The 19,887-nt window shown below is 75.3% G+C and carries 16 protein-coding genes, 1 pseudogene and 1 riboswitch; of the genes and pseudogenes, 9 read left to right on the top strand and 8 right to left on the bottom strand.

Annotation, left to right across the window (positions count from 1 at the left end; all coding sequences use genetic code 11):
* Window positions 1-18: 18 nt before the first annotated feature.
* Window positions 19-705 (top strand): annotated as a pseudogene (locus EV384_RS37145) (ATP-dependent DNA helicase); the annotation flags it as partial.
* Between the two features lie 18 nt (window positions 706-723).
* Here the strand turns inward: EV384_RS37145 and EV384_RS01280 are convergent.
* Complete coding sequence (locus tag EV384_RS01280; protein ID WP_423202876.1) at window positions 724-2,022, bottom strand: AI-2E family transporter; 1,299 nt, start codon at window positions 2,020-2,022, stop codon at window positions 724-726.
* A 155-nt stretch (window positions 2,023-2,177) separates the two neighbouring features.
* On the opposite strand from EV384_RS01280, the gene EV384_RS01285 reads away from it, so the two are divergent.
* Window positions 2,178-2,525 carry a GroES family chaperonin gene (locus EV384_RS01285; RefSeq protein WP_130329321.1) on the top strand — a complete coding sequence of 116 codons (348 nt, stop codon included), beginning with the start codon at window positions 2,178-2,180 and terminating at the stop codon, window positions 2,523-2,525.
* 78 nt (window positions 2,526-2,603) lie between these two features.
* Window positions 2,604-2,771, top strand: coding sequence for a hypothetical protein (locus EV384_RS34585; RefSeq protein ID WP_165439845.1), 168 nt, complete (start codon window positions 2,604-2,606; stop codon window positions 2,769-2,771).
* A 714-nt stretch (window positions 2,772-3,485) separates the two neighbouring features.
* On the opposite strand, the gene EV384_RS01290 is transcribed toward EV384_RS34585, so the two are convergent.
* Window positions 3,486-4,964, bottom strand: a complete 1,479-nt coding sequence (locus EV384_RS01290) for a PrsW family intramembrane metalloprotease (protein ID WP_130329323.1) — start codon at window positions 4,962-4,964, stop codon at window positions 3,486-3,488.
* Window positions 4,965-4,987: 23 nt separating this feature from the next.
* Window positions 4,988-5,108, top strand: a riboswitch (SAM riboswitch).
* Between the two features lie 49 nt (window positions 5,109-5,157).
* Here EV384_RS01290 and EV384_RS01295 point away from each other — a divergent pair.
* Complete coding sequence (locus EV384_RS01295; protein WP_130329326.1) at window positions 5,158-6,483, top strand: aminotransferase class V-fold PLP-dependent enzyme; 1,326 nt, start codon at window positions 5,158-5,160, stop codon at window positions 6,481-6,483.
* Window positions 6,484-6,489: 6 nt separating this feature from the next.
* Here the strand turns inward: EV384_RS01295 and EV384_RS01300 are convergent, their stop codons facing one another.
* Complete coding sequence (locus EV384_RS01300) at window positions 6,490-7,698, bottom strand: FUSC family protein (protein WP_242623897.1); 1,209 nt, start codon at window positions 7,696-7,698, stop codon at window positions 6,490-6,492.
* A 118-nt stretch (window positions 7,699-7,816) separates the two neighbouring features.
* On the opposite strand from EV384_RS01300, the gene EV384_RS01305 reads away from it, so the two are divergent.
* The gene (locus EV384_RS01305) at window positions 7,817-8,455 is read left to right on the top strand and encodes an HD domain-containing protein (protein WP_130329328.1); all 639 of its coding nucleotides are present in this window, start codon (window positions 7,817-7,819) and stop codon (window positions 8,453-8,455) included.
* 59 nt (window positions 8,456-8,514) lie between these two features.
* On the opposite strand, the gene EV384_RS01310 is transcribed toward EV384_RS01305, so the two are convergent.
* Window positions 8,515-8,832: a DUF4031 domain-containing protein gene (locus tag EV384_RS01310; RefSeq protein WP_130329330.1), complete on the bottom strand. Its 318-nt coding sequence runs from the start codon at window positions 8,830-8,832 to the stop codon at window positions 8,515-8,517.
* Between the two features lie 68 nt (window positions 8,833-8,900).
* On the opposite strand from EV384_RS01310, the gene EV384_RS01315 reads away from it, so the two are divergent.
* Window positions 8,901-10,301 carry an FAD-binding oxidoreductase gene (locus EV384_RS01315; RefSeq protein WP_130329332.1) on the top strand — a complete coding sequence of 467 codons (1,401 nt, stop codon included), beginning with the start codon at window positions 8,901-8,903 and terminating at the stop codon, window positions 10,299-10,301.
* A gap of 58 nt (window positions 10,302-10,359) precedes the next feature.
* Here EV384_RS01315 and EV384_RS01320 read toward each other — a convergent pair whose 3' ends face one another.
* Both EV384_RS01320 and EV384_RS01325 read right to left on the bottom strand, forming a co-directional pair.
* Window positions 10,360-10,884, bottom strand: a complete 525-nt coding sequence (locus tag EV384_RS01320; protein WP_130329334.1) for a hypothetical protein — start codon at window positions 10,882-10,884, stop codon at window positions 10,360-10,362.
* 85 nt (window positions 10,885-10,969) lie between these two features.
* Complete coding sequence (locus EV384_RS01325) at window positions 10,970-12,787, bottom strand: glycerol-3-phosphate dehydrogenase/oxidase (RefSeq protein WP_130340137.1); 1,818 nt, start codon at window positions 12,785-12,787, stop codon at window positions 10,970-10,972.
* Between the two features lie 79 nt (window positions 12,788-12,866).
* Between EV384_RS01325 and EV384_RS01330 the strand changes: the two genes are divergently transcribed.
* The 3 genes from EV384_RS01330 to EV384_RS01340 all read left to right on the top strand — a co-directional run bounded on the left by EV384_RS01330 (window position 12,867) and on the right by EV384_RS01340 (window position 16,638).
* On the top strand, window positions 12,867-15,293 hold the full coding sequence (locus tag EV384_RS01330; RefSeq protein WP_130329337.1) for a S8 family serine peptidase: 2,427 nt from the start codon (window positions 12,867-12,869) through the stop codon (window positions 15,291-15,293).
* 73 nt (window positions 15,294-15,366) lie between these two features.
* Entirely contained in the window at window positions 15,367-16,302 is a 936-nt protein-coding gene (locus tag EV384_RS01335; RefSeq protein WP_130329339.1) for a GNAT family N-acetyltransferase, read from the top strand.
* Between the two features lie 93 nt (window positions 16,303-16,395).
* Complete coding sequence (locus EV384_RS01340; RefSeq protein WP_130329341.1) at window positions 16,396-16,638, top strand: hypothetical protein; 243 nt, start codon at window positions 16,396-16,398, stop codon at window positions 16,636-16,638.
* Window positions 16,639-16,702: 64 nt separating this feature from the next.
* Here the strand turns inward: EV384_RS01340 and groL are convergent, their stop codons facing one another.
* Window positions 16,703-18,325, bottom strand: a complete 1,623-nt coding sequence (groL, locus tag EV384_RS01345; protein ID WP_130329343.1) for a chaperonin GroEL — start codon at window positions 18,323-18,325, stop codon at window positions 16,703-16,705.
* Window positions 18,326-18,601: 276 nt separating this feature from the next.
* The gene (locus EV384_RS36655; protein ID WP_130329345.1) at window positions 18,602-19,804 is read right to left on the bottom strand and encodes a hypothetical protein; all 1,203 of its coding nucleotides are present in this window, start codon (window positions 19,802-19,804) and stop codon (window positions 18,602-18,604) included.
* Window positions 19,805-19,887 lie beyond the last annotated feature (83 nt).

Raw genomic sequence — 19,887 nt, forward strand, 5'->3', positions numbered from 1 at the left:
GCCGCCACCGGCACCGTGCCGGCCACCGAGGGGCCGGGCTGGCGCTCGCTCGACGTCGGCTCGCCGTTCGACTACGCGCGGCAGGGCATCCTCTACGTCGCCGCGCACCTGCCCCGCCCCAGCGTCTCCGGGCTGCCCGAGGCGGCCGGCGAGGAGCTGCTGGCGCTGGTCGGGGCGCTCGGTGGGCGTACCCTCGGGCTCTTCTCCTCACGACGGGCCGCGCAACAGGCCGCGGAGCTGCTCCGCGCGCGGACCGACCTGCCGGTGCTGCTCCAGGGCGAGGAGGCGCTGCCGCTGCTGGTCCGCCGGTTCCGGCAGGAGCGGTCGAGCTGCCTGTTCGGGGTGATGTCGCTCTGGCAGGGGGTGGACGTGCCAGGCGACGCCTGCCAGCTCGTGGTGATCGACCGGCTGCCCTTCCCGCGCCCGGACGAGCCGCTCGCGGCGGCCCGGGCCGCGGCGGTGGACGCCAGCGGCGGGTCCGGCTTCGCCGCGGTCAGCGTGCCGATCGCGGCGGTCCGGCTGGCCCAGGGCGTGGGGCGGCTGATCCGGGCCACCGGGGACCGGGGCGTCGTCGCGGTGCTCGACTCCCGGCTGGAGGCCGCCCGCGGCTACGGCCCGTTCCTGCGGCGTTCGCTGCCGCCGTTCTGGTACACCACGCGGCCGGACGTGGCCCGGGGCGCCCTGGAACGGCTCGGGAAGAGCTGACGGAACGTTCCGAACAACTCAGGGGGCCTGGGAGGCGACCACCACCGCGTCCGGCGGGGTGTCCGGCACGGTCCGGGCGGCGAGCCGGCGGACGGCCGTGTTGAGCACCGCGATCAGCGGCACCGCGACCAGCGCCCCGGTGATCCCGGCGAGGACGACGCCGGCGGCGATCCCGATGATCACGGCGAGCGGGTGGATGGCCACCGCGCGTCCCATGATCAAGGGCTGGAGCACGTGCCCCTCGACCTGCTGCACGCCGATCACCACCCCGAGGATGATCAGCGCCTTGATCGGCCCGCTGTCGACCAGCGCCACCAACACCGCCACGATGCCGGAGAGCGCGGCGCCGACGATCGGGATGAACGCCCCCAGGAAGACCAGCGCGGCCAGCGGGAAGGCGAACGGGATGTCGAAGGCGACCAGGAAAATGCCGATGCCGACCGCGTCGATGAAGGCGACCAGCACCGTGGCCCGGACGTAGGCGCCCAGCGTCGCCCAGGATGCCCGGCCGGCGTCGTCGACCTTCCAGCGCGCGCCGACCGGCAGCAGCCGGACCAGGAACCGCCAGATCCGGCTGCCGTCCCGCAGGAAGAAGAAGGTGGCGAAGAGCACCAGGACGGTGCCGGTGAGCACCTCGGCGAGGGTGGCGGCGGTGGAGAGGGCACCGCTGGTGACCTTCGAGGTGTTGCCGTTGACCCAGCCCTGCGCCTCGTCGATGTACCGGTTGAGCTGGCCGTCGGAGAGGTGCAGCGGCCCGGTCTTGAGCCAGTTCTGGATCTGCCGCACGCCCTCCGACGACTTCTCGCTCAGCTCCGGCACGCCCTGGATGAACTCGTTCACCACCAGGGTCAGCGTGCCGACCACCGCGGCCAGCCCGCCGACGAGCACCACCCCGGTCGCCAGCGACCGGGGGAAGCGGGCCTTCAGCAGCCAGCCGACCGCCGGGGCGAGCAGCGCCGACAGCAGCAGCGCCACCGCCAGCGGGATGATCACGATCCGGATGGTGCCGACGATCCGGAGCAGCGCCCAGGCGACGACCCCGATCACGATCAGGCGCCACGACCAGGCGGCCCCGATCCGCAGCGCGTGCGGCACGTCGGCGTCGTCCCGGCTGGAGGTGGAGTTGTGCAGCGCGGCCGGCGGTTCCGCGCCCACCACCGTCGCCGAGGCCGGCGCCACCGGACCCGGCGAGGCCGGCGAGGCCACGCCCGGATCGTCGGGCTCGTCCGCCGGCTGGGTACGGCCCGAGCGCACCGACTCGCGTCCCGACTCGTACGCGTGACGGAGCCGTCCACGTACCCGCTCGAAGCGGCTCAAGCGCACCTCCCGCAAAGCTGGTCCGCCCACGACACAGGGGGGGACAGGATACGTCCGTCCGACCAACCTTGGGGCGGTTCCGCCACACATTGCCCCCGCTCGACTCCGCTCAACCACCGCACTACCGGCCACGGCGCACGCGGTAGCGTCTTCGCGTGACCGCCGACCAGAACCTCGACTCCGGCCTGCCGATCCGCCTGCTGCACGACCGCCTGCTGGTGCGCATGGAGGGCGCCGAGGGCGAGCGCCGCTCCACCGCCGGCATCGTCATCCCGGCCACCGCCGCCGTGGGCAAGCGCCTGGCCTGGGCCACCGCGGTGGGGGTGGGTCCGCACGTGCGCTCGATCGTCGCCGGCGACCGGGTGCTCTTCGACCCCGACGAACGGTCCGAGGTCGAGCTGCACGGTCGCGGATACGTCCTGCTCCGCGAGCGCGACGTGCACGCCGTCGCCGCCGAACGGGTGGAGCACGAGCCCACCGGCTCGACCGGCCTCTACCTGTAGCCCCTCCCCCACCCCGGGCGTCGTTTGCCTTGCTTCCCGACGGGAAGCCAGGCACCTCCAGCGCCCTGGGGAGGGACGATGCCGGTATTCCTGAAGAAGCTGCTGTTCTGGGGCTTCGTCGCCTTCCTGATCTACTTCATGGCGTTCCGGCCGGACGGCGCGGCACAGATGTTCAAGGGGATCGGGGCGGCGCTGATGGCCATCTTCCAGGGCCTCGGCGACTTCATGACCGGCCTGATGACCTGACCCGCGCCGCCACCACCGGCGGCCGGAAGCGGGTCAGGCGCCGGGGGCCAGGGCGCGGCAGGTCAGCTCGGCGCCGGACCAGCCGGACGGCCGATCAGGTTCCCGGGGGCCAGGGCGCGGCAGGTCAGCTCGGCGCCGGACCAGCCGGACGGCCGATCAGGTTCCCGGGGGCCAGGGCGCGGCAGGTCAGCTCGGCGCCGGACCAGCCGGACGGCCGATCAGGTTCCCGGGGGCCAGGGCGCGGCAGGTCAGCTCGGCGCCGGACCAGCCGGACGGCCGATCAGGTTCCCGGGGGCCAGGGCGCGGCAGGTCAGCTCGGCGCCGGACCAGCCGGACGGCCGATCAGGTTCCCGGGGGCCAGGGCGCGGCAGGTCAGCTCGGCGCCGGACCAGCCGGACGGCCGATCAGGTTCCCGGGGGCCAGGGCGCGGCAGGTCAGCTCGGCGCCGGACCAGCCGGACGGCCGATCAGGTTCCCGGGGGCCAGGGCGCGGCAGGTCAGCTCGGCGCCGGACCAGCCGGACGGCCGATCAGGTTCCCGGGGGCCAGGGCGCGGCAGGTCAGCTCGGCGCCGGACCAGCCGGACGGCCGATCAGGTTCCCGGGGGCCAGGGCGCGGCAGGTCAGCTCGGCGCCGGACCAGCCGGACGGCCGATCAGGTTCCCGGGGGCCAGGGCGCGGCAGGTCAGCTCGGCGCCGGACCAGCCGGACGGCCGATCAGGTTCCCGGGGGCCAGGGCGCGGCAGGTCGGGGGCCGTACCAGCCGGGCGGGCCGTAGGCGGCCGGATAGGCCGGGGGCGGCGGCGGGGCCAGCACCACCGGGATCGGCACCACCGGCTCGTCCGGGGCCGGCACCGCCCGCTGCGACCCGTCCGGGAAGCGCAGGTGGTAGCGCTGACCGTCCCAGACCCCCACCGGCGCCTGCGGGTCCCGCCCCACGAAGAACGACCGGTACGCCGCGATCGCCTCCAGCAGCTCCCGTTCCTCCCGGGCCGTCCGGTCCCGCTCGGCCGGCTTGCGGTCCAGCCCCCGGCGCATCCCGTCGCGCAGCAGCGCCAGCCGGGTCGCCGCGAACTGGTAGCCGCGCATCGCCTTCACCCCGCCGTCGCCGGCGATCCGGCGGGCCCAGGTGCGGGCCGCGTGCCGCCGACCCAGGCTGCCCAGCGCCGCCACCTCGGGCGGGGTGAGCCAGCCGGCCCGTACGTAGTCCGGCAGGGTCCGCTCGGTGAGCCGCCCCTCCCAGGCCCGCAGCCAGATCGCCAGCCCCACCATGCCGAAGAAGATCGGCACCATCACGCCGATGTAGCCGTACAGGGCGATCAGCGGCTGGCCGGTCGCCGCGGCCAGCGAGGGCAGCAGGTTCCAGGTGCCGTGCAGCATCATCGCCAGCAGCAGGCCGGCGATCGGGGCGAGCACCCGGACCCGCCGGTCGGCGGTCCGCGCGGCGATGCCCAGCCCCACCCCGGTCATCGAGGTGAAGAGCGGGTGGGCGAAGCCGAAGATCAGGATCCGGACGATGAAGATGGCGATCACCTGGCGGGCGCCGGTCGCCGGACCGTACTCCTCGACGCCGGTGCGGTAGCCGTAGCCGCCCAGGTAGAGGATGTTCTCCACCATGGCGAAGCCGATTGCGGAGAGCCCGCAGTAGACCAGGCCGTCGGTGACCCCGGACCACTCCCGGCGCCGGAAGACCAGCAACAGGATCGGTCCGAGCGCCTTGGTCAGCTCCTCGATGAACGGGGCGACCAGCACGGCGGTGAGCGCCGTGGGCAGCCCCCAGTGCTTGAACAGCCCGGCGAACGTCTCGTTGACCAGCAGGGAGATGGCGGTGGAGACGAACGCGCCCCAGGCGAAGCAGAAGATCAGGTACTTCAGCGGCTCCGGTTCGTAGCGGTCCAGCCAGAGGAAGCAGGAGACCAGCACCGGCACCGGCAGGACCGCCGCGATCACGCCGACCAGCAGCGCCTGGGCGCCCAGGCTCTCGCCGAGGGTGAAGACCATGAAGACCGCCCCGGCGGCGATCAGCAGAACGACCCCGGCGAGGACCAGGAGCCGCCCCCAGCCGAGCCGCCGCAGCGGCATCCGGGGGGTCGCCGAGGGCGGGGCGGCGGGCGCGATCGGCGGCGGGGGTCCGCCGGGCGGGGTGTCGGCCATGCGGTCAGCGTAGTCACCCGCGCCCCTCTGGTCCGGCCGCATTCCGGCCGCTATGCTGCCGGGCAGGTCACGAGCGCCAGCGTGAAGCCCCGGCTTGCTGGCCGGCAACCCTCGTCGAGTTCGCGGTGGGGTGCCCCGGGTGATGACCGGGCCCAGCCCGAACGGCGTGCTGGGCAAGCGCGGACCCCGTCCCGGTGCCCACACCCCGGGGTCCCTGGACCCCGGAGGTTCCGGCATGACCGTCACCCTCGTCCCCGCACTGCCCGCGCTGCCGGCGCTGCCGGACCGGCCGGCCACCGCCGACCCGCTCGGCGTGCTCGGCGTACCGGGGCAGATCAACCTCGATTACGCGGCCAGCGCCCCGTGCGCGCGGGCCGCGGCCGACGCGGTGGCCGAGCTGCTCCCCTGGTACGCGAGCGTGCACCGCGGCGCCGGCGCGCTGTCGCGACGCTGCACGCTGGCCTACGAGCGGGCCCGGCAGACGGTCGGCGACTTCCTCGGCGCCCGCGCCGACGACCACGTGATCTTCACCCGGAACACCACCGACGCGGTCAACCTGCTGGCCCGGGCGCTGCCCGCCGGCACCACCGTGGTCACCTTCGCCGGGGAGCACCACGCCAACCTGCTGCCCTGGCCGCGCGGCTCGGTCCGGCTGCCGGTGCCGGAGAGCCCCGCCGGGGCGGTCCGGGCGCTGGACGCCGCCCTCGGCGAGCTGCGCCGGGTGGGCACGGGGAGCGAGCCGGCCCCCCGGTCGGGAGCGACGGTGGCCGGCGCGGCCCGGCCCGGCCCACCGGTGTTGGTGGCGGTGACCGCAGCGAGCAACGTGACCGGTGAGCGTTGGCCGGTGGCCGAGCTGGCCCGGGTCGCCCACCGGCACTCGGCCCGGATCCTGGTGGACGCCGCCCAGCTCGCCCCGCACGCGCCGGTCGACCTGGCCGCGCTGGACGTGGACTACCTGGCGCTCTCCGGCCACAAGCTGTACGCGCCGTTCGGCGCCGGGGTGCTCGTCGGGCGGTCGGACTGGCTGGACGCCGCCCCGCCGTACCTGGCCGGTGGCGGCGCCACCGGTCACGTCGGCGCGGCCACCCACGACGTGCGGTGGACCACCGGCCCGGCCCGGCACGAGGCCGGCACCCCCAACCTGCTCGGCGCGGTCGCCCTCGCCGCGGTCTGCGCCGCGCTCGCCGGGGCCGACCGGGAGGCGCTGCACGCCCGGGAGCAGCGGCTGCTGGCCCGGCTGCGGACCGGGCTCGCCGCCCTGCCGCACGTCGTGGAGCTGCGCACCTTCGCACCCGACGCGCCCCGGGTGGGCATCGTCTCCTTCGTGGTGGCCGGGCGGGACTCCGCCGAGGTCGCCGCCCACCTGGCCACCGCGCACCAGATCGGCGTCCGGGACGGGCTCTTCTGCGCCCACCCGCTGGCCCGACGGCTGCTCGCCGAGGCGGCCGCGCGCAGCGGCCGGCGGGACCTGCCGCCCACCGCGCTGCGGGCCAGCATCGGCCTCGGCAGCACCGTGGCGGAGGTGGACCGGCTGGTCGCCGCCCTGGCCGCGCTGGGCTGAGCGGGATCACCCGAGCGGGGGCGCCGTCGGCGGCTTCGGCGCGGCGCCCTCCTCGGGCTGGCCGGCCGGCGGCTGTTCCTTCTCGCCGCCGAACGACTGCCGGACGAGCCGGTTCGCCTCGTCCTGCTCGATGCCGGAGGCGACCATCAGGTCGCTGGCGGTGGTACGCACCTGGGCGATCACCACGCTGCCGGAGAAGCCCACCCCCTGCGTGTACGCCCGGCCGGCCTCGCTCACCGCGCGCAGCGAGCACTCGCGGGCCTTCTCCGGCTCCTCGCCGACGGCGAACTCGTGCCGGAGCATGCGGACCGACTCGGCCAGGTGGGCGACGGCGTCCGGCATCGGCTCCGGGATCGGCTCCTCGTCCTCGATCATGGTGACGGAGCGGCGGATCAGGGTGCCGCTGTTGCGCATCGCCCGGTCGATCGGGTCCGCCGCCTCGGCGTAGTGGGTCAGCTCGTCGCGCCGGTGCCAGCGGACCGGGGAGAGCGTGGCGGTCTCCTTCGCCCCCTCGATCGCCTCGGTGAACGTCGCCAGCTCATCCTTGTTCTCCCGGAGCCGGTCCAGGGCGCGCTGGACGCTCTGCCGATCCCGGTTGCGCAACGCCTCCGCGGTGACGTCGAGCTGCCCGGCGAGCAGGTCCAGCGCCGGCCGGGCGGCCCGGTTGATCACCCGGAGCGGGTTGAGCGGCAGCAGGATCGCGGTCACCACCAGCGCGATGCCACCGCCGATGAACGCGTCGACGAAGCGCGGTATCTCCAGGTTCTGGGTGGACGGGCTGAGCGTCACGATCAGCACCGCGGTGGCGGCCGCCTGGATCACGACGGCCACGCTCGCGCCGAAGAAGATGGTAAGCAGGATCGCGGCCGTCACCACCAGCCCCAGCTGCCAACCGCCGGCGCCGAGCAGATAGATCAGGAAGTCGCCGAGGGCCACGCCGACCGCCACCCCGATGATCAGCTCCACGGTCCGGCGCAGCCGCTGGCCCACCGACGCGGCCAGCGTGCCCACCGCCGAGATCGGCGCGAAGACCGGCTGCGGGTTGCCCAGGAACTGGTGGGAGATGATCCAGGCCAGCGCGGCGGCCAGCCCGGCCTGGACGGCCAGGCCCAATGCCATCCGGACCCGGTGCAGCCGGTCGTGCAGGGTGGCCTTCCCCCGGTGGCGCAGCTGGTCCATCGCCTCGGCGATCCGCGCCGCGTCGACGTCCACCATCCCGTTCTTAAAGGAGGTGCGACGCACGAACGACGGTCGTCGGTCCCGGGCCACGGCCATGGCGGGGACTACCCGCGTCACACCCGGTGAATCCTCGCTGTGGGGCAGACTGCACCGGGTGGGAGAGCTGATCGAGCGGTGGCGGGACGCCGCCCGGGGCGCCGGGGCGACCGATCCGGCCGGGGTGGAGCAGGCCGGGGAGCGGCTGCTGGCCGGCTGGCGGGAGCCGCACCGGCACTACCACACCCTGGACCACCTGACCGCGGTGCTCGACGTGGTCGACGGCCACGCGGCCGCCGCCCGTCGTCCCGACCTGGTCCGGCTGGCCGCCTGGTGCCACGACGCGGTCTACGACCCGCGGGCCGGCGGCGACGCCAACGAACGGGCCAGCGCGGCCCTCGCGGGCGCGCTGCTCGCCGACGCCGGGCTGCCGGCCGAGGCGGTGGCCGAGGTCCGCCGGCTGGTGCTGCTCACCGCCGGGCACGCGGTGGCCGGCGACGACCCGGACGGGGCCCTGCTCTGCGACGCCGACCTGGCGGTCCTGGCCAGCCCACCACCGGTGTACGACCGCTATGCCGCCGCCGTCCGCCGCGAGTACGCCCACGTCCCCGACCCGGACTTCCGCGCCGCCCGCGCGAGGATCCTGGAGTCCCTCCTGGCCCTCCCCGCCCTCTACCGCCTCCCCACCCCCCGCGCCCGTTGGGAGACCCCCGCCCGCACCAACCTCACCCGCGAACTGACCACCCTCCGCCCCTGACCCCCACCCCGCCCCCACCCCGGCGATCTTGCGGTTGGCGCCCGGGCGAAACGGACGGATCAGCCCAGATCCGGGGCCCGAAGTGCAAGATCGCGCAAGGGGTGGGGTGGGCGGGGGCGGGTGAGGTGTTTGGGGCGGCGGAGGCCGGCGTCGCGGAGGAGGCGGACCAGGTCGCGGCTGGGGACGACGTGGGCGCCGAGCCAGACCGCCATGGGGAAGCGCTCGGCGGGGATGTCGTAGTGGTCCCGGTCGAAGCCGCGGCGGGGCGCGCCGAGCGCCTCGGCGAAGGCGTGCAGCTCGGCGTAGGAGACGTCGCTGATCAGGTGCGACCAGAGCCGGCCGCGCCACGGCACGGTCGGCCGGTCCAGGTAGAGCATGGCGGCAAATCTAGCCCGCCGCGCCGGGCCGGTTGATGATCAGCTTCGGCCGACCTAGCCTTCCCGGCATGGCCGGTACCCCCCTCCTCGACGACCTGCGGGCCGCGCTCGGCGACGCCGCCGTCCTGACCGACCCGGACCTGCTCCGGATGCACGAGCGGGACGAGGCCGACCTCTGCGCCGCCGGCACGCCGCTGGTGGTCACCCGGCCACGGGACACCGAGCAGGTGGTGGCGGTGGTCCGGGCGGCCGCCCGGCACGGCGTACCGGTGGTGCCGCAGGGGGCCCGGACCGGGCTGGCCGGCGCGGCGAACGCCGTCGACGGCGCGGTGGTGCTCAGCACCGTCGCGATGGACCGGATCCTGGAGATCGACCCGGTGAGCCGGATCGCCGTGGTGCAGCCCGGCGTGGTCAACGCGGCGCTGGCCGGGGCGGTACGCGGGCACGGCCTCTGGTACCCGCCCGACCCCGGCTCCTGGGAGTCCTCCACCATCGGCGGCAACGTCGCCACCAACGCGGGCGGCATGTGCTGCGTGAAGTACGGGGTGACCACCGAGTACGTGCTCGGCCTGACCGTGGTGCTCGCCTCCGGCGAGGTGCTGCGCACCGGCCGGCGTACCGCCAAGGGGGTCGCCGGGTACGACCTGACCCGGCTCTTCGTCGGCTCCGAGGGCACCCTCGGGGTGATCACCGAGATCACCGTCTCGCTGCGGCCCGCCCCGGCGGAGTCGTTGACCCTGGTCGCGGTCTTCGGCTCGACCGCGGCCGCCGGGACGGCGGTCGCCGGGATCGCCGAGCGGGGGCTGAGCCCGAGCCTGCTGGAGCTGCTGGACCGGACCCACCTGACGGCCATCGAGGCGTACCGACCGATGGGGTTGCGCACCGACGCGCAGGCGCTGCTGCTGGCCGCCGTGGACACCGGGTCCCGGGCCGCCGCGGACCTGGCCCGGATCGCCGAGGTGTGCGAGGCGGCCGGCGCCGACGAGGTGTGGACGGCCACCGACGCGGTGGAGGCGGCGGCCCTGCTCCAGGCCCGCCGGCTGGCTCACCCGGCGATGGAGAAGTTCGCCGCGGACGCCTTCCCCGGCGGCAACGGCGGGCTGGTGATCGACGACGTGGCGGTGCCGCGCGGCGCGCTCGCGGCGCTGCTGGACGGGGTGGCCCGGATCGCCACCGAGTGCGCCGTGCCGATCGGCGTGGTCGGGCACGCCGGCGACGGCAACATGCACCCGAACATCGTGGTCGACCGGGCCGACCCGGCCAGCGTCGAGCGCGGCCGGCGGGCCTTCGACGAGATCATGCGGCTGGGCCTGGAGCTCGGCGGCACCTGCACCGGGGAGCACGGCGTGGGGCTGCTCAAGCGGGACTGGCTGGCCCGGGAGATCGGCCCGGTCGGGATCCGGGTGCACCAGGCGATCAAGGCCGCGCTGGACCCGGCGGGCCTCTTCAACCCCGGCAAGGTGCTCTGACCCGGCCCACCCCGCCGGACCGGGTGGACGGCCCGGTTTCGACCGATCCGGGGCGCGGTCAGCCGCGGACCTCGGCCGGCGTCGCCTGGGTGAGCAGCAGCAGGATCTCGCCGGCGACCGGTGGCCGCTCCTCACCCGGGCAGTCCTGCGAGGTGATGGTCAGGTCCGACGGGATGAGCAGGGTGGAGGTCAGCGCGTCGATGCAGGCCCCCTTGTACTGGCGGGCCTCGTCGGTCTCCTTCGCCAGGCCCGGGTCGGCCAGCATCTGCTGCAACCGCTGCACCTGGTCCGGGGCGAGCTCGCCGGTCGAGTTCACCCCGTCGCCGGCGCAGTCCCGACAGGCCCACCTGCCGTTCGGCTCGACGTCCAGGGACCGGACCGGGCCGTCCGCGCCGAGCTTCTGCACCAGCGAGACCCGGCGTGGCCCGGTGGGGGCCGACGCCCCCTCGCCCGCGGGTGTGCCTCCGCGCTGCGGCGTCGTGGACCCCTCGGCCCGGTCGAAGACCGAGCAACCGGTCAGGGCGACCGCCAGCAGAAAGCCGACCGAAAATACGACGACACGCGACCATGAAGGGCGAAGCACGCACGGCAACCTACCCCACCGTAGGTTGCGCCGGTACCCGCCGACCGGCCGTGCGCTGATCGCCTACCGGTGCCCGGCGGATCGGCTACCGGGGGGACGAGGGAAGTTCAACGACGTCGCCGTCGACACCCCGGTCCGCCGCGAACCCCCGGACGTCGGGAGCGCCGAGCCGGGCCGCGTCCGCCGCCACGTCGTCCGCCATCAGCTGCGACTGGCGCTCCGCCTCCACCCGCGCCCGGTAGTGCGCCACCTCGCGGGCCCGGGTCGCCTCGTCCCAGCCGAGCACCGCGCCCATCAGCTCCGCGGCGTGCTCCGCCGAGTCCAGGCCGCGGTGGCTGGTCTCGAAGGAGATCCGGGTACGCCGGGTCAGCACGTCCTCCAGGTGCAGCGCCCCCTCGGCCCGGGCCGCGTACGTGACCTCGGCGGCCAGGTACTCCGGGGCGCCGGCGAGCGGGGAGCCCTGCAACGGGTCCGCGTCGATCAGGGCGAGCAGGTCGCGGCTGAGCGTGCCGTACCGCTCCAGCAGGTGTTCGACCACTCCCACCGGGACCCCGTGCCGGCGGGCCAGGTCGGCCCGGTCCCGCCACGTCGCCGCGTACCCGTCGGCGCCGAGCAGCGGCAGGTCGGCGGTGCGGGACGGTCGGGTCCAGCCCAGCCGGTGGACCGCCCGGTCGACCACGTCCGAGGCCATCACCCGGTACGTCGTGTACTTGCCACCGGCGACCAGCAGCAGCCCCAGCATCGGCTCCACCACCGCGTGCTCGCGGGAGAGCTTGGAGGTGGAGTCCGCCTCGCCGGCCAGCAGCGGGCGCAGCCCGGCGTACACGCCCTCGATGTCGGCGGTGGTCAACGGCCGGTCGAGCACCGCGTTGACCTGTTCCAGCAGGTAGTCGATGTCCTTGGCGGTGGCCGCCGGGTGGGACCGGTCCAGCCGCCAGTCGGTGTCCGTGGTGCCGATGATCCAGTGGCCACCCCACGGGATGACGAAGAGCACGCTGGTGGCGGTGCGCAGGATCAGCCCGGTCTCGCCGGTGATCGCCGAGCGGGGCACCACCAGGTGCACGCCCTTGGAGGCCCGGACCCGCACCCCGGGGCGCAGCCCGACGTCGTTGAGCATCCGGGACATGTCGTCGCTCCACACGCCGGTGGCGGCGATGACCGTGCGGGCGCGTACCTCGAACTCGGCGTCCGGTGAGCCGGCGGGCGCCTCGAGGTCGCGGACCCGGACCCCGGTGACCTCGCGGGCCTGGCGGATCAGGCCGACCGCCCGCGCGCTGGTCACCACGGTCGCGCCGAGGCTGGCCGCGGTCCGCGCCAGGGTCACCACCAGCCGGGCGTCGTCGACCTGCCCGTCGTAGTAGCGGATCGCCCCGGCCAGGGCGTCGGCGCGGAGGCTGGGGAAGATCCGACGGGCGCCCTCGCGGGTCAGGTGCCGGTGCAGCGGCATGCCGCGCCCGCCGCCGAAGACGCCGGCGAACGCGTCGTACGCGGCCACCCCGGCCCCATAGTAGGAACGCCGGAAGAGCCGCCCGGGCAGGTCGCGCAGCCCCCGCCCGGCGGGGAGCGGGACCAGGAACGGCACCGGGCGCACCAGGTGCGGCGCGAGCCGGGTGGCGAGCAGCCCCCGCTCGGTCAGCGCCTCGTGGACCAGGTGGAACTCGAGCTGCTCCAGGTAGCGCAGGCCGCCGTGGATGAGCTTGCTGGACCGGCTGGAGGTGCCGGCGGCGTAGTCGCGGGCCTCCACCAGGGCCACCTTGAGGCCGCGGGAGGCGGCGTCGAGCGCGGCGCCCGCGCCGGTCACCCCGCCGCCGATGACCAGCACGTCGAACCGCTCGGCGCGGAGCCGGCGCAGGTCGTCGGCGCGGCGGGCGATGGAGAGCTGGCCGGCCGCGGATCGGGACACGTTGGGGTCGCGCACCCGTCCACGGTAACCGTCCCGGCGGTCCCGCGGCATGCGCGGGCCGCACCGTACGGTGATCGGCATGGAGATCGGTCCCTGGCCGCCCCCCGGTCGGCCCGTGCCGCCGCCGGCCCCCGCTCCGGACCGGCCGGGCCCGTGGCCGGTGGTGGCGGCGGTGCTGGTCGGCGGCTGGATCGCGCTGGTGACGGTGCTCGGGCAGGTGGCCGGCTGGGCCGTCGACCAGGCGGTGCTGGTCGCCGGCCTGGACCGGGCGGTGCCGACCTGGCCCCTGGTCGCCCTCGGCACGGTGCTGCTGGCCGGCGCGCCCACGCTGGCGCTGGCCCTGCTCCCCCGCGCCCCGGTGGTGCGGGCCACCGGCCGGGTCTGGCTGGCCGGGGCGCTGGCGCTGGGCGCGCTGACCCTGCTGCGGGCCCTGCCGCCGGTGCACCAGGAGGCGTACCTGGCCGCCCTGGCCGCCACCGCCGCCCTGCTGGCGGCCCTTCTCGGTCGGCTGCCCGACCATCGCCGGGCCACGGCGGCGGCCAGCGGCGCGGGCGCGTCCGCGGGCGGCGTCACCCCGCTGGCGGTGGCGGCCGGGGCGGCGCTGCTGCTGCCCTGGGCGTGGCTGGGGGCGCTGGGTGGCCTGTTGGAGACGCTGCTCGCCGGGCTCGCCGCCGCCGCGCTCGGCGCCCTCGCCGGGGTGCTGCTCGACGCGGCGTTCTGGGCACGGTTCACGGTGGGCGCGCCGCCCCGGCCGGCCCGGCTGGTGCTGGTCGGCGGCCTGGTCGCCGGGGTCGTCCTGGCGCTGGTCGCGGCCGGGTCCGGGCAGTCCGGCGCGCAGTTGCCCACCCTGTTCCTGCTGCCTCCGCTCGGCTTCGTGCTGGCCGCGCTGCACGCGGTGGCCGCCCGCGCGGGCCGGCCGCTCGGCCGCGCCCCGGTGCGTTGGCTGGTCGGGCTCGGCGTGCTGGGCCCGCTGGCCCTCGCCGACCCGGAGGAGCTCACGGTGCTCCTCGCGACCACCCGCGACGTGCCGTTCTGGGTCGCGGTCGCGACCGGCGCCGCGTTCGCCGTCGCGGTGCTGCTCGCCGTCGGGTACGGCGTCCTGCTGGCCCGGCCGCGCGCCGGCACGCCCCGCGGCCGGGTGGCCGGGGTGGCCGCCGCGGCCCTGCTCGCCGCGGTCGCGGTGGTCCACGTGGTCCCCGGGCAGCCCGGCCTGTACGGCGACCGGCTGCTGGTGGTGCTCCGCGAACAGGCCGACCTGAGCGGCATCCCGAGCGGGGCGCCCGGCCGGGCCGGCCGGGACGTCCGAGCCGCCGAGGTCTACCGGCGGTTGGTGGCCACGGCCGACCGGACCCAGGCGGAGCTGCGCCGGGAGCTGACCCGGCTGCGCCTGCACCCGACCCCGTACTACCTGGTCAACGCCATCGAGACGGACGGCGGGCCGGAGGTCCGGGCCTGGCTCTCCGGGCGGCCCGAGGTGGCCCGGGTGCTGGTCAGCCAGCGGCTGCGGCCGCTGCCGGCGGCGGCCCGGCCCGCCCGGGGCCGGCTGCCCGCGCCGGCCGGACCGGCCTGGAACATCTCGCTGATCGGCGCCGACCGGGTCTGGTCCGAGCTGGGTGTGACCGGCTCGGGCGTCGTGGTCGGCGCCTCCGACTCCGGCGTCGACGGTCGGCATCCGGCGCTGGCCGCCGGCTTCCGCGGCGGCGACGACTCCTGGTACGACCCGTGGGCGCACACCCGTACCCCGAACGACCAGGCCGGACACGGCACCCACACGGCGGGCAGCGCGGTGGGGCGGGACGGGATCGGCGTCGCCCCCGGCGCCGCCTGGGTGGGCTGCGTCAACCTGGACCGCAATCTGGGCAGCCCGGCGCGTTACCTGGACTGCCTCCAGTTCATGCTGGCGCCGTTCCCGTACGGCGGGGATCCGTTCACCGACGGGCGGCCGGGCCGGGCGCCGGACGTGCTGACCAACTCGTGGGGCTGCCCGCCGATCGAGGGCTGCGACGCGGCGGCGCTCCGGCCGGCCACCGCCGCGCTGGCCGCGGCGGGCATCCTGGTGGTCGCGGCGGCCGGCAACACCGGCCCGTACTGCGGTTCGGTGGCCGACCCGCCGGGGCCGTACCCGGACGTGCTGACCGTCGGTGCGGTGGACCGGGCGCGGCAGCTCACCCGCTTCTCCAGCCGGGGGCCGGCGGCCGGCGGGGCGGCCAAACCGGACCTGGTCGCTCCCGGCGCGGACGTTCTCTCCGCGTACCCCGGTGGGGGTTACGCGACCCTGGCCGGCACCTCGATGGCGACCCCGCAGGTGGCCGGGGTGGTGGCGTTGATGTGGTCGGCGAACCCGGCGCTGGCCGGCGACCTGACCCGGACCCGGCGGATCCTCCGGGACACCGCCACCCCGGCCACCGTCCCCCCGGCCGCCGACCGCTGCGGCGGCGACGCGGACCTGGTCGGCGCCGGCCTGGTCGACGCGTACGCCGCCGTCCGGGCGGCCCGCGCCGGGTGAGCGGGGCGGCCGGGCGGGCCCGAGCCGATTCGGCGGTGCCGCCGGGCCGCCGGATGACCTAGGGTCGGCGACCATGGACGCGGAGATCATCGAGCTGGACCCGGACCGCCTGCCCGCCGTCGTCGACCTCTGCCGGCGGGCGCTCGACCTGCCCGAGGACGCCGCCGAGGCGCCGGCCATCCTGGACACCCTGACCACCCGGGCGGCGGCCGACCGCCCGGTGCTGCTGATCGGCGCGGTTCGCGGGCCGGAGCTGGTCGGGGTGCTGGTCGGGTCGACCTCGCAGCGGGACCCGCGGCTCGGGCACGTCGACCTGGTGGCGGTGGCGCCCGGGGAGCGCCGCCGGGGTGTCGGGCGGGCCCTGCTGGCCGAGGCGGAACGGCGGCTCGCCGGGCTGGGCGCGGCCGAGCTGCTGCTGGCCGGCAATCCGCCGCACTACGCCTGGCCGGGCATCGACGTGCGCTACACCCCGGCGGTCTGCGCCGCGCTCCGGCTCGGTTACCGGCAGGACAGGACGGCGTGGAACATGACCGCGGACCTGTCGGACGGCTCACCGGCGCTGCGCTCGACGGAGGCCGCCGAACGCCGGCTGGCCGGTCAGGGCGTCACGGTACGCCGGGCCGAGCCGGCGGACCTGGCCGCGCTGGCCGCCTTCGCCCGCGCCACCTTCGGCGGGACGTGGGACGGCGAGCTGGCCGGCTCGGTGGGGCGGCCGGACGCCGGGGCGCACCTGGCGGAGCGGGACGGCGAGATCCTCGGCTTCGCCGCGTACGGCTCGTCGCGGCCGAGCTGGTTCGGGCCGATGGGGACGGCCCCGGCGGCGGAGGGCTCCGGTATCGGCGGGGTGCTGCTCCGCCGCTGCCTGCGGGACCAGGCGGTGGCGGGGATCGGTGCGGCGCAGATCGGCTGGGTGGGGCCGGTGCCGTTCTATTCGGGCAGCGCCGGCGCCCGGATCGAGCGGGTCTTCTTTCTGTACCGGAAGGCGATCGGCGGGCACCCGGTCGGATAATTAAAGGGGCGAAAAGGATATAGACGCCAATAATGCCATTCGCCCGCCCCGGTCATCGACCGCGCCCTACGGTTGCCCGTAGAGGAGGCAGCCATGACCACGGATAACGAAGGGATCGACGACCAGCCCGCGAGCTGGCCACCGGTCGGTGAACTTCCCGGGCAACTGCCGTTCGACCGGCTCGACTACGGCGACGCCGAGCAGCTGGCGGAGATGGCCGGCGCCGACGCACCTGCGGCCGAGGAGGCCCGGCAACCGGTCGACGAACCGATCCGGATCCGGCCGCCGTACGACCGGAAGCACAAACGACGCAACCAGCGACCACTGCCGACGTGACGGACGGAAAGGGGGCGGACCGCTGACGCGGCCCGCCCCCTTTCGGCGTTCGGTGGAACTGGACTCAGAAGTCCATCTCCCCGCCACCCGGACCAGCCGGGGCGGCCGGGGTCTTCTCCGGCTTGTCCGCCACGACGGCCTCGGTGGTGAGGAAGAGCGCCGCGATCGACGCGGCGTTCTGCAGCGCCGAGCGGGTCACCTTGGCCGGGTCGATGATGCCCGCGGCCAGCAGGTCGACGTACTCGCCGTTGGCGGCGTTCAGGCCGTGACCCGGCTCGATGTTGCGGACGTGCTCGACGACCACGCCACCCTCGAGGCCGGCGTTGACGGCGATCTGCCGCAGCGGGGCGTCCAGCGCGATCTTGACGATCTGCGCGCCGGTCGCCTCGTCGCCGGTCAGGTCCAGCTTGTCGAAGGCGGTCTTGCCGGCCTGGACCAGCGCGACGCCACCACCCGGGACGATGCCCTCCTCGACGGCGGCCTTCGCGTTGCGGACGGCGTCCTCGATGCGGTGCTTGCGCTCCTTGAGCTCGACCTCGGTGGCCGCGCCGACCTTGATCACCGCAACACCGCCGGCCAGCTTGGCCAGGCGCTCCTGCAGCTTCTCCCGGTCGTAGTCGGAGTCGCTCTTCTCGATCTCGGCGCGGATCTGGTTGACCCGACCCTGGATCTGCTCGGCGTCACCGGCGCCGTCGACGATGGTGGTCTCGTCCTTGGTCACCACGACCTTGCGGGCGCGGCCCAGCATGTCGAGGCCGACGGCGTCCAGCTTGAGGCCGACCTCCTCGCTGATGACCTGGCCACCGGTGAGGATGGCGATGTCGGCCAGCATGGCCTTGCGGCGGTCACCGAAGCCCGGCGCCTTGACGGCGACCGACTTGAAGGTGCCGCGGACCTTGTTGACCACCAGGGTGGCCAGGGCCTCGCCCTCGATGTCCTCGGAGATGATCAGCAGCGGCTTGCCCGACTGCATGACCTTCTCCAGGATCGGGAGCAGGTCCTTCACCGACGAGATCTTGCTGTTGACGATCAGGAGGTACGGGTCGTCGAAGACGGCCTCCATACGCTCCGGGTCGGTCATGAAGTACGCGGAGATGTAGCCCTTGTCGAAGCGCATGCCCTCGGTGAGCTCAAGCTCCAGGCCGAAGGTGTTGCTCTCCTCGACGGTGATGACGCCTTCCTTGCCGACCTTGTCCATCGCCTCGGCGATGATCTCACCGACGGTGCTGTCACCGGCGGAGATGGAGGCGGTGGAGGCGATCTGCTCCTTGGTCTCGACGTCCTTGGCGAGCTTGGACAGCTCCTCCGAGACGCTGGCCACGGCGGCCTCGATGCCCCGCTTCAGGGCCATCGGGTTGGCACCGGCGGCCACGTTGCGCAGGCCCTCGCGAACCAGGGCCTGGGCCAGGACGGTCGCCGTCGTCGTGCCGTCACCGGCCACGTCGTCGGTCTTCTTGGCGACCTCCTTGACCAGCTCGGCGCCGATCTTCTCGTACGGGTCCTCGAGCTCGATCTCCTTGGCGATGCTCACACCATCGTTGGTGATGGTGGGGGCACCCCACTTCTTCTCGAGCACGACGTTGCGGCCCTTGGGGCCGAGCGTCACCTTCACGGCGTCGGCGAGCTGGTTCATGCCCCGCTCGAGGCCGCGGCGCGCCTCTTCGTCGAACGCGATCATCTTGGCCATACGGCGTTGTCCTCCTGGACACTCACGGGCCACCCGAGTGTGTGCCCCGGATGGGCCGCCTGGTGTACGCACCTTGGGACGTCGCCACCTGGCGACGACGACGTCTCCTCGGTCGGGCCGGACAGCCCGCGACGACCGGCCATGTGCCACTCCGGCGCCATCGAGACGCCGGCGTGGCCGTGGCCCTACCGCCCCGACCATTGGCACTCACGGTATGCGAGTGCCAATGACTTGTTTAGCACTCTCCCTTGCCGAGTGCAAGCACGATGGCCCCGCTCAGCCGAGTTCCGCCGCGAGTCGGGCGGCGTTCACCGGGCCCTCATGGGCGCGCTGCTCGGCGTACGTGGCGAGGAGCCCGACGAGCTGGGCCACCTGAACCGGGACGAGCAGCACGGCGGCCACCAGGGCGACCCCGACCGCGCCCGCCGCCGTGGCCGGGGCGTCCATCGGGTGCGTGCCGAACGGCAGCTGGCCGACCGCCTGCAGCATCAGGCCGACCAGGGCGCCGACGAGCAGCACCGCGGCGACCAGCGCGACCCGGCCCAGCACCATGCCGAACCGCTGGTGGAAGATCCGGAAGGAGCGGCCGATCGGATTCTGCCGCTCGAAGAGGTAGACCGGGCCGATCAGGGCGAACGCGAAGGCCAGGTAGAGCCCCGGCAGCAGGCAGAAGCACATGCCGACCCCGATCAGCAGCGAGGAGAGCAGCGTCCAGCCCCAGAGGCCGAGCATCCGGCGCAGCCCGAACCGGAACGCCGTGCCGAGGCCGACCGGCTCACCGGCCGCCTGCCGGGTGACCACCCAGGCCCCCGCGGCCCAGCCGAGGCTCTGCAACGGGCCGAGAACCAGGGCGGCGACCAGCAACGCGGCGTAGAAGGTCAGGACGTCCGGGAGGTAGCCGTCGGGCAGGACCGGGGCGCCGTCGGCGGCGGTGCCGACCTCGCCCGAGGGCGCGAGGGCGAGGGAGAGCACCGAGGTTGCCGCGGCCGGCAGCGCCTGGGTGAGCAGCATGATCGGCAGCAGCAGGCGCGAGCCGCGCCGCACCGCCCCCGCGCAGCGGGAGAACCAGCCGCCGATGCCGGCATGCGGCGGGGTGACCAGCGGGTCGTTCGGATCCCAGCCCGGGTCCGCGGGATACCAGCCGTACGGCTGGCCGCCCGGGTACGGCCCGGCGGCGTAGGGACCAGGGGCGTAGGGGCCGGCGGCGTACGGGCCGGCCGCGTAGGGACCAGGGGCGTAGGGACCGGCCGCGTACGGGCCGGCCGCGTAGGGACCAGGGCCGTAGGGACCGGGGGCGTACGGGCCGGTGGACACGGGGTCGCCCGGGGTCGGCCGGACCCACCCCTGGGGCGGCCCGGCCGGGCCTGCCGGGTCCGGCATTCCGGGCTGCCCGGGACCGCCCGGCGCGGCGGAACCCGGGTCACCGGGCGACGCCGGGGTGACCGGCTCGACGGGACCCGACGGGGGCTGGTCGGACATGAACCCTCCTCAGCGGCGATGGCTGGAACGGCTCATGATCTTCCCCGGTGCGCGCCCGCACCGCTGCCCCTGATCGGAGTGGA

Source organism: Micromonospora kangleipakensis, assembly GCF_004217615.1.
Classification (GTDB): domain Bacteria; phylum Actinomycetota; class Actinomycetes; order Mycobacteriales; family Micromonosporaceae; genus Micromonospora; species Micromonospora kangleipakensis.

Excerpts from the sequence above, each read along its gene's own strand:
- EV384_RS34585 (WP_165439845.1), top strand. The coding sequence starts at position 2,604 with ATGCCGGTATTCCTGAAGAAGCTGCTGTTCTGGGGCTTCGTCGCCTTC.
- EV384_RS01290 (WP_130329323.1), bottom strand. The coding sequence starts at position 4,964 with ATGCGGCCGGACCAGAGGGGCGCGGGTGACTACGCTGACCGCATGGCC.
- EV384_RS01295 (WP_130329326.1), top strand. The coding sequence starts at position 5,158 with ATGACCGTCACCCTCGTCCCCGCACTGCCCGCGCTGCCGGCGCTGCCG.
- EV384_RS01300 (WP_242623897.1), bottom strand. The coding sequence starts at position 7,698 with ATGGTGGACGTCGACGCGGCGCGGATCGCCGAGGCGATGGACCAGCTG.
- EV384_RS01310 (WP_130329330.1), bottom strand. The coding sequence starts at position 8,832 with ATGCTCTACCTGGACCGGCCGACCGTGCCGTGGCGCGGCCGGCTCTGG.
- EV384_RS01315 (WP_130329332.1), top strand. The coding sequence starts at position 8,901 with ATGGCCGGTACCCCCCTCCTCGACGACCTGCGGGCCGCGCTCGGCGAC.
- EV384_RS01330 (WP_130329337.1), top strand. The coding sequence starts at position 12,867 with ATGGAGATCGGTCCCTGGCCGCCCCCCGGTCGGCCCGTGCCGCCGCCG.
- EV384_RS01335 (WP_130329339.1), top strand. The coding sequence starts at position 15,367 with ATGGACGCGGAGATCATCGAGCTGGACCCGGACCGCCTGCCCGCCGTC.
- EV384_RS01340 (WP_130329341.1), top strand. The coding sequence starts at position 16,396 with ATGACCACGGATAACGAAGGGATCGACGACCAGCCCGCGAGCTGGCCA.
- groL (WP_130329343.1), bottom strand. The coding sequence starts at position 18,325 with ATGGCCAAGATGATCGCGTTCGACGAAGAGGCGCGCCGCGGCCTCGAG.
- EV384_RS36655 (WP_130329345.1), bottom strand. The coding sequence starts at position 19,804 with ATGTCCGACCAGCCCCCGTCGGGTCCCGTCGAGCCGGTCACCCCGGCG.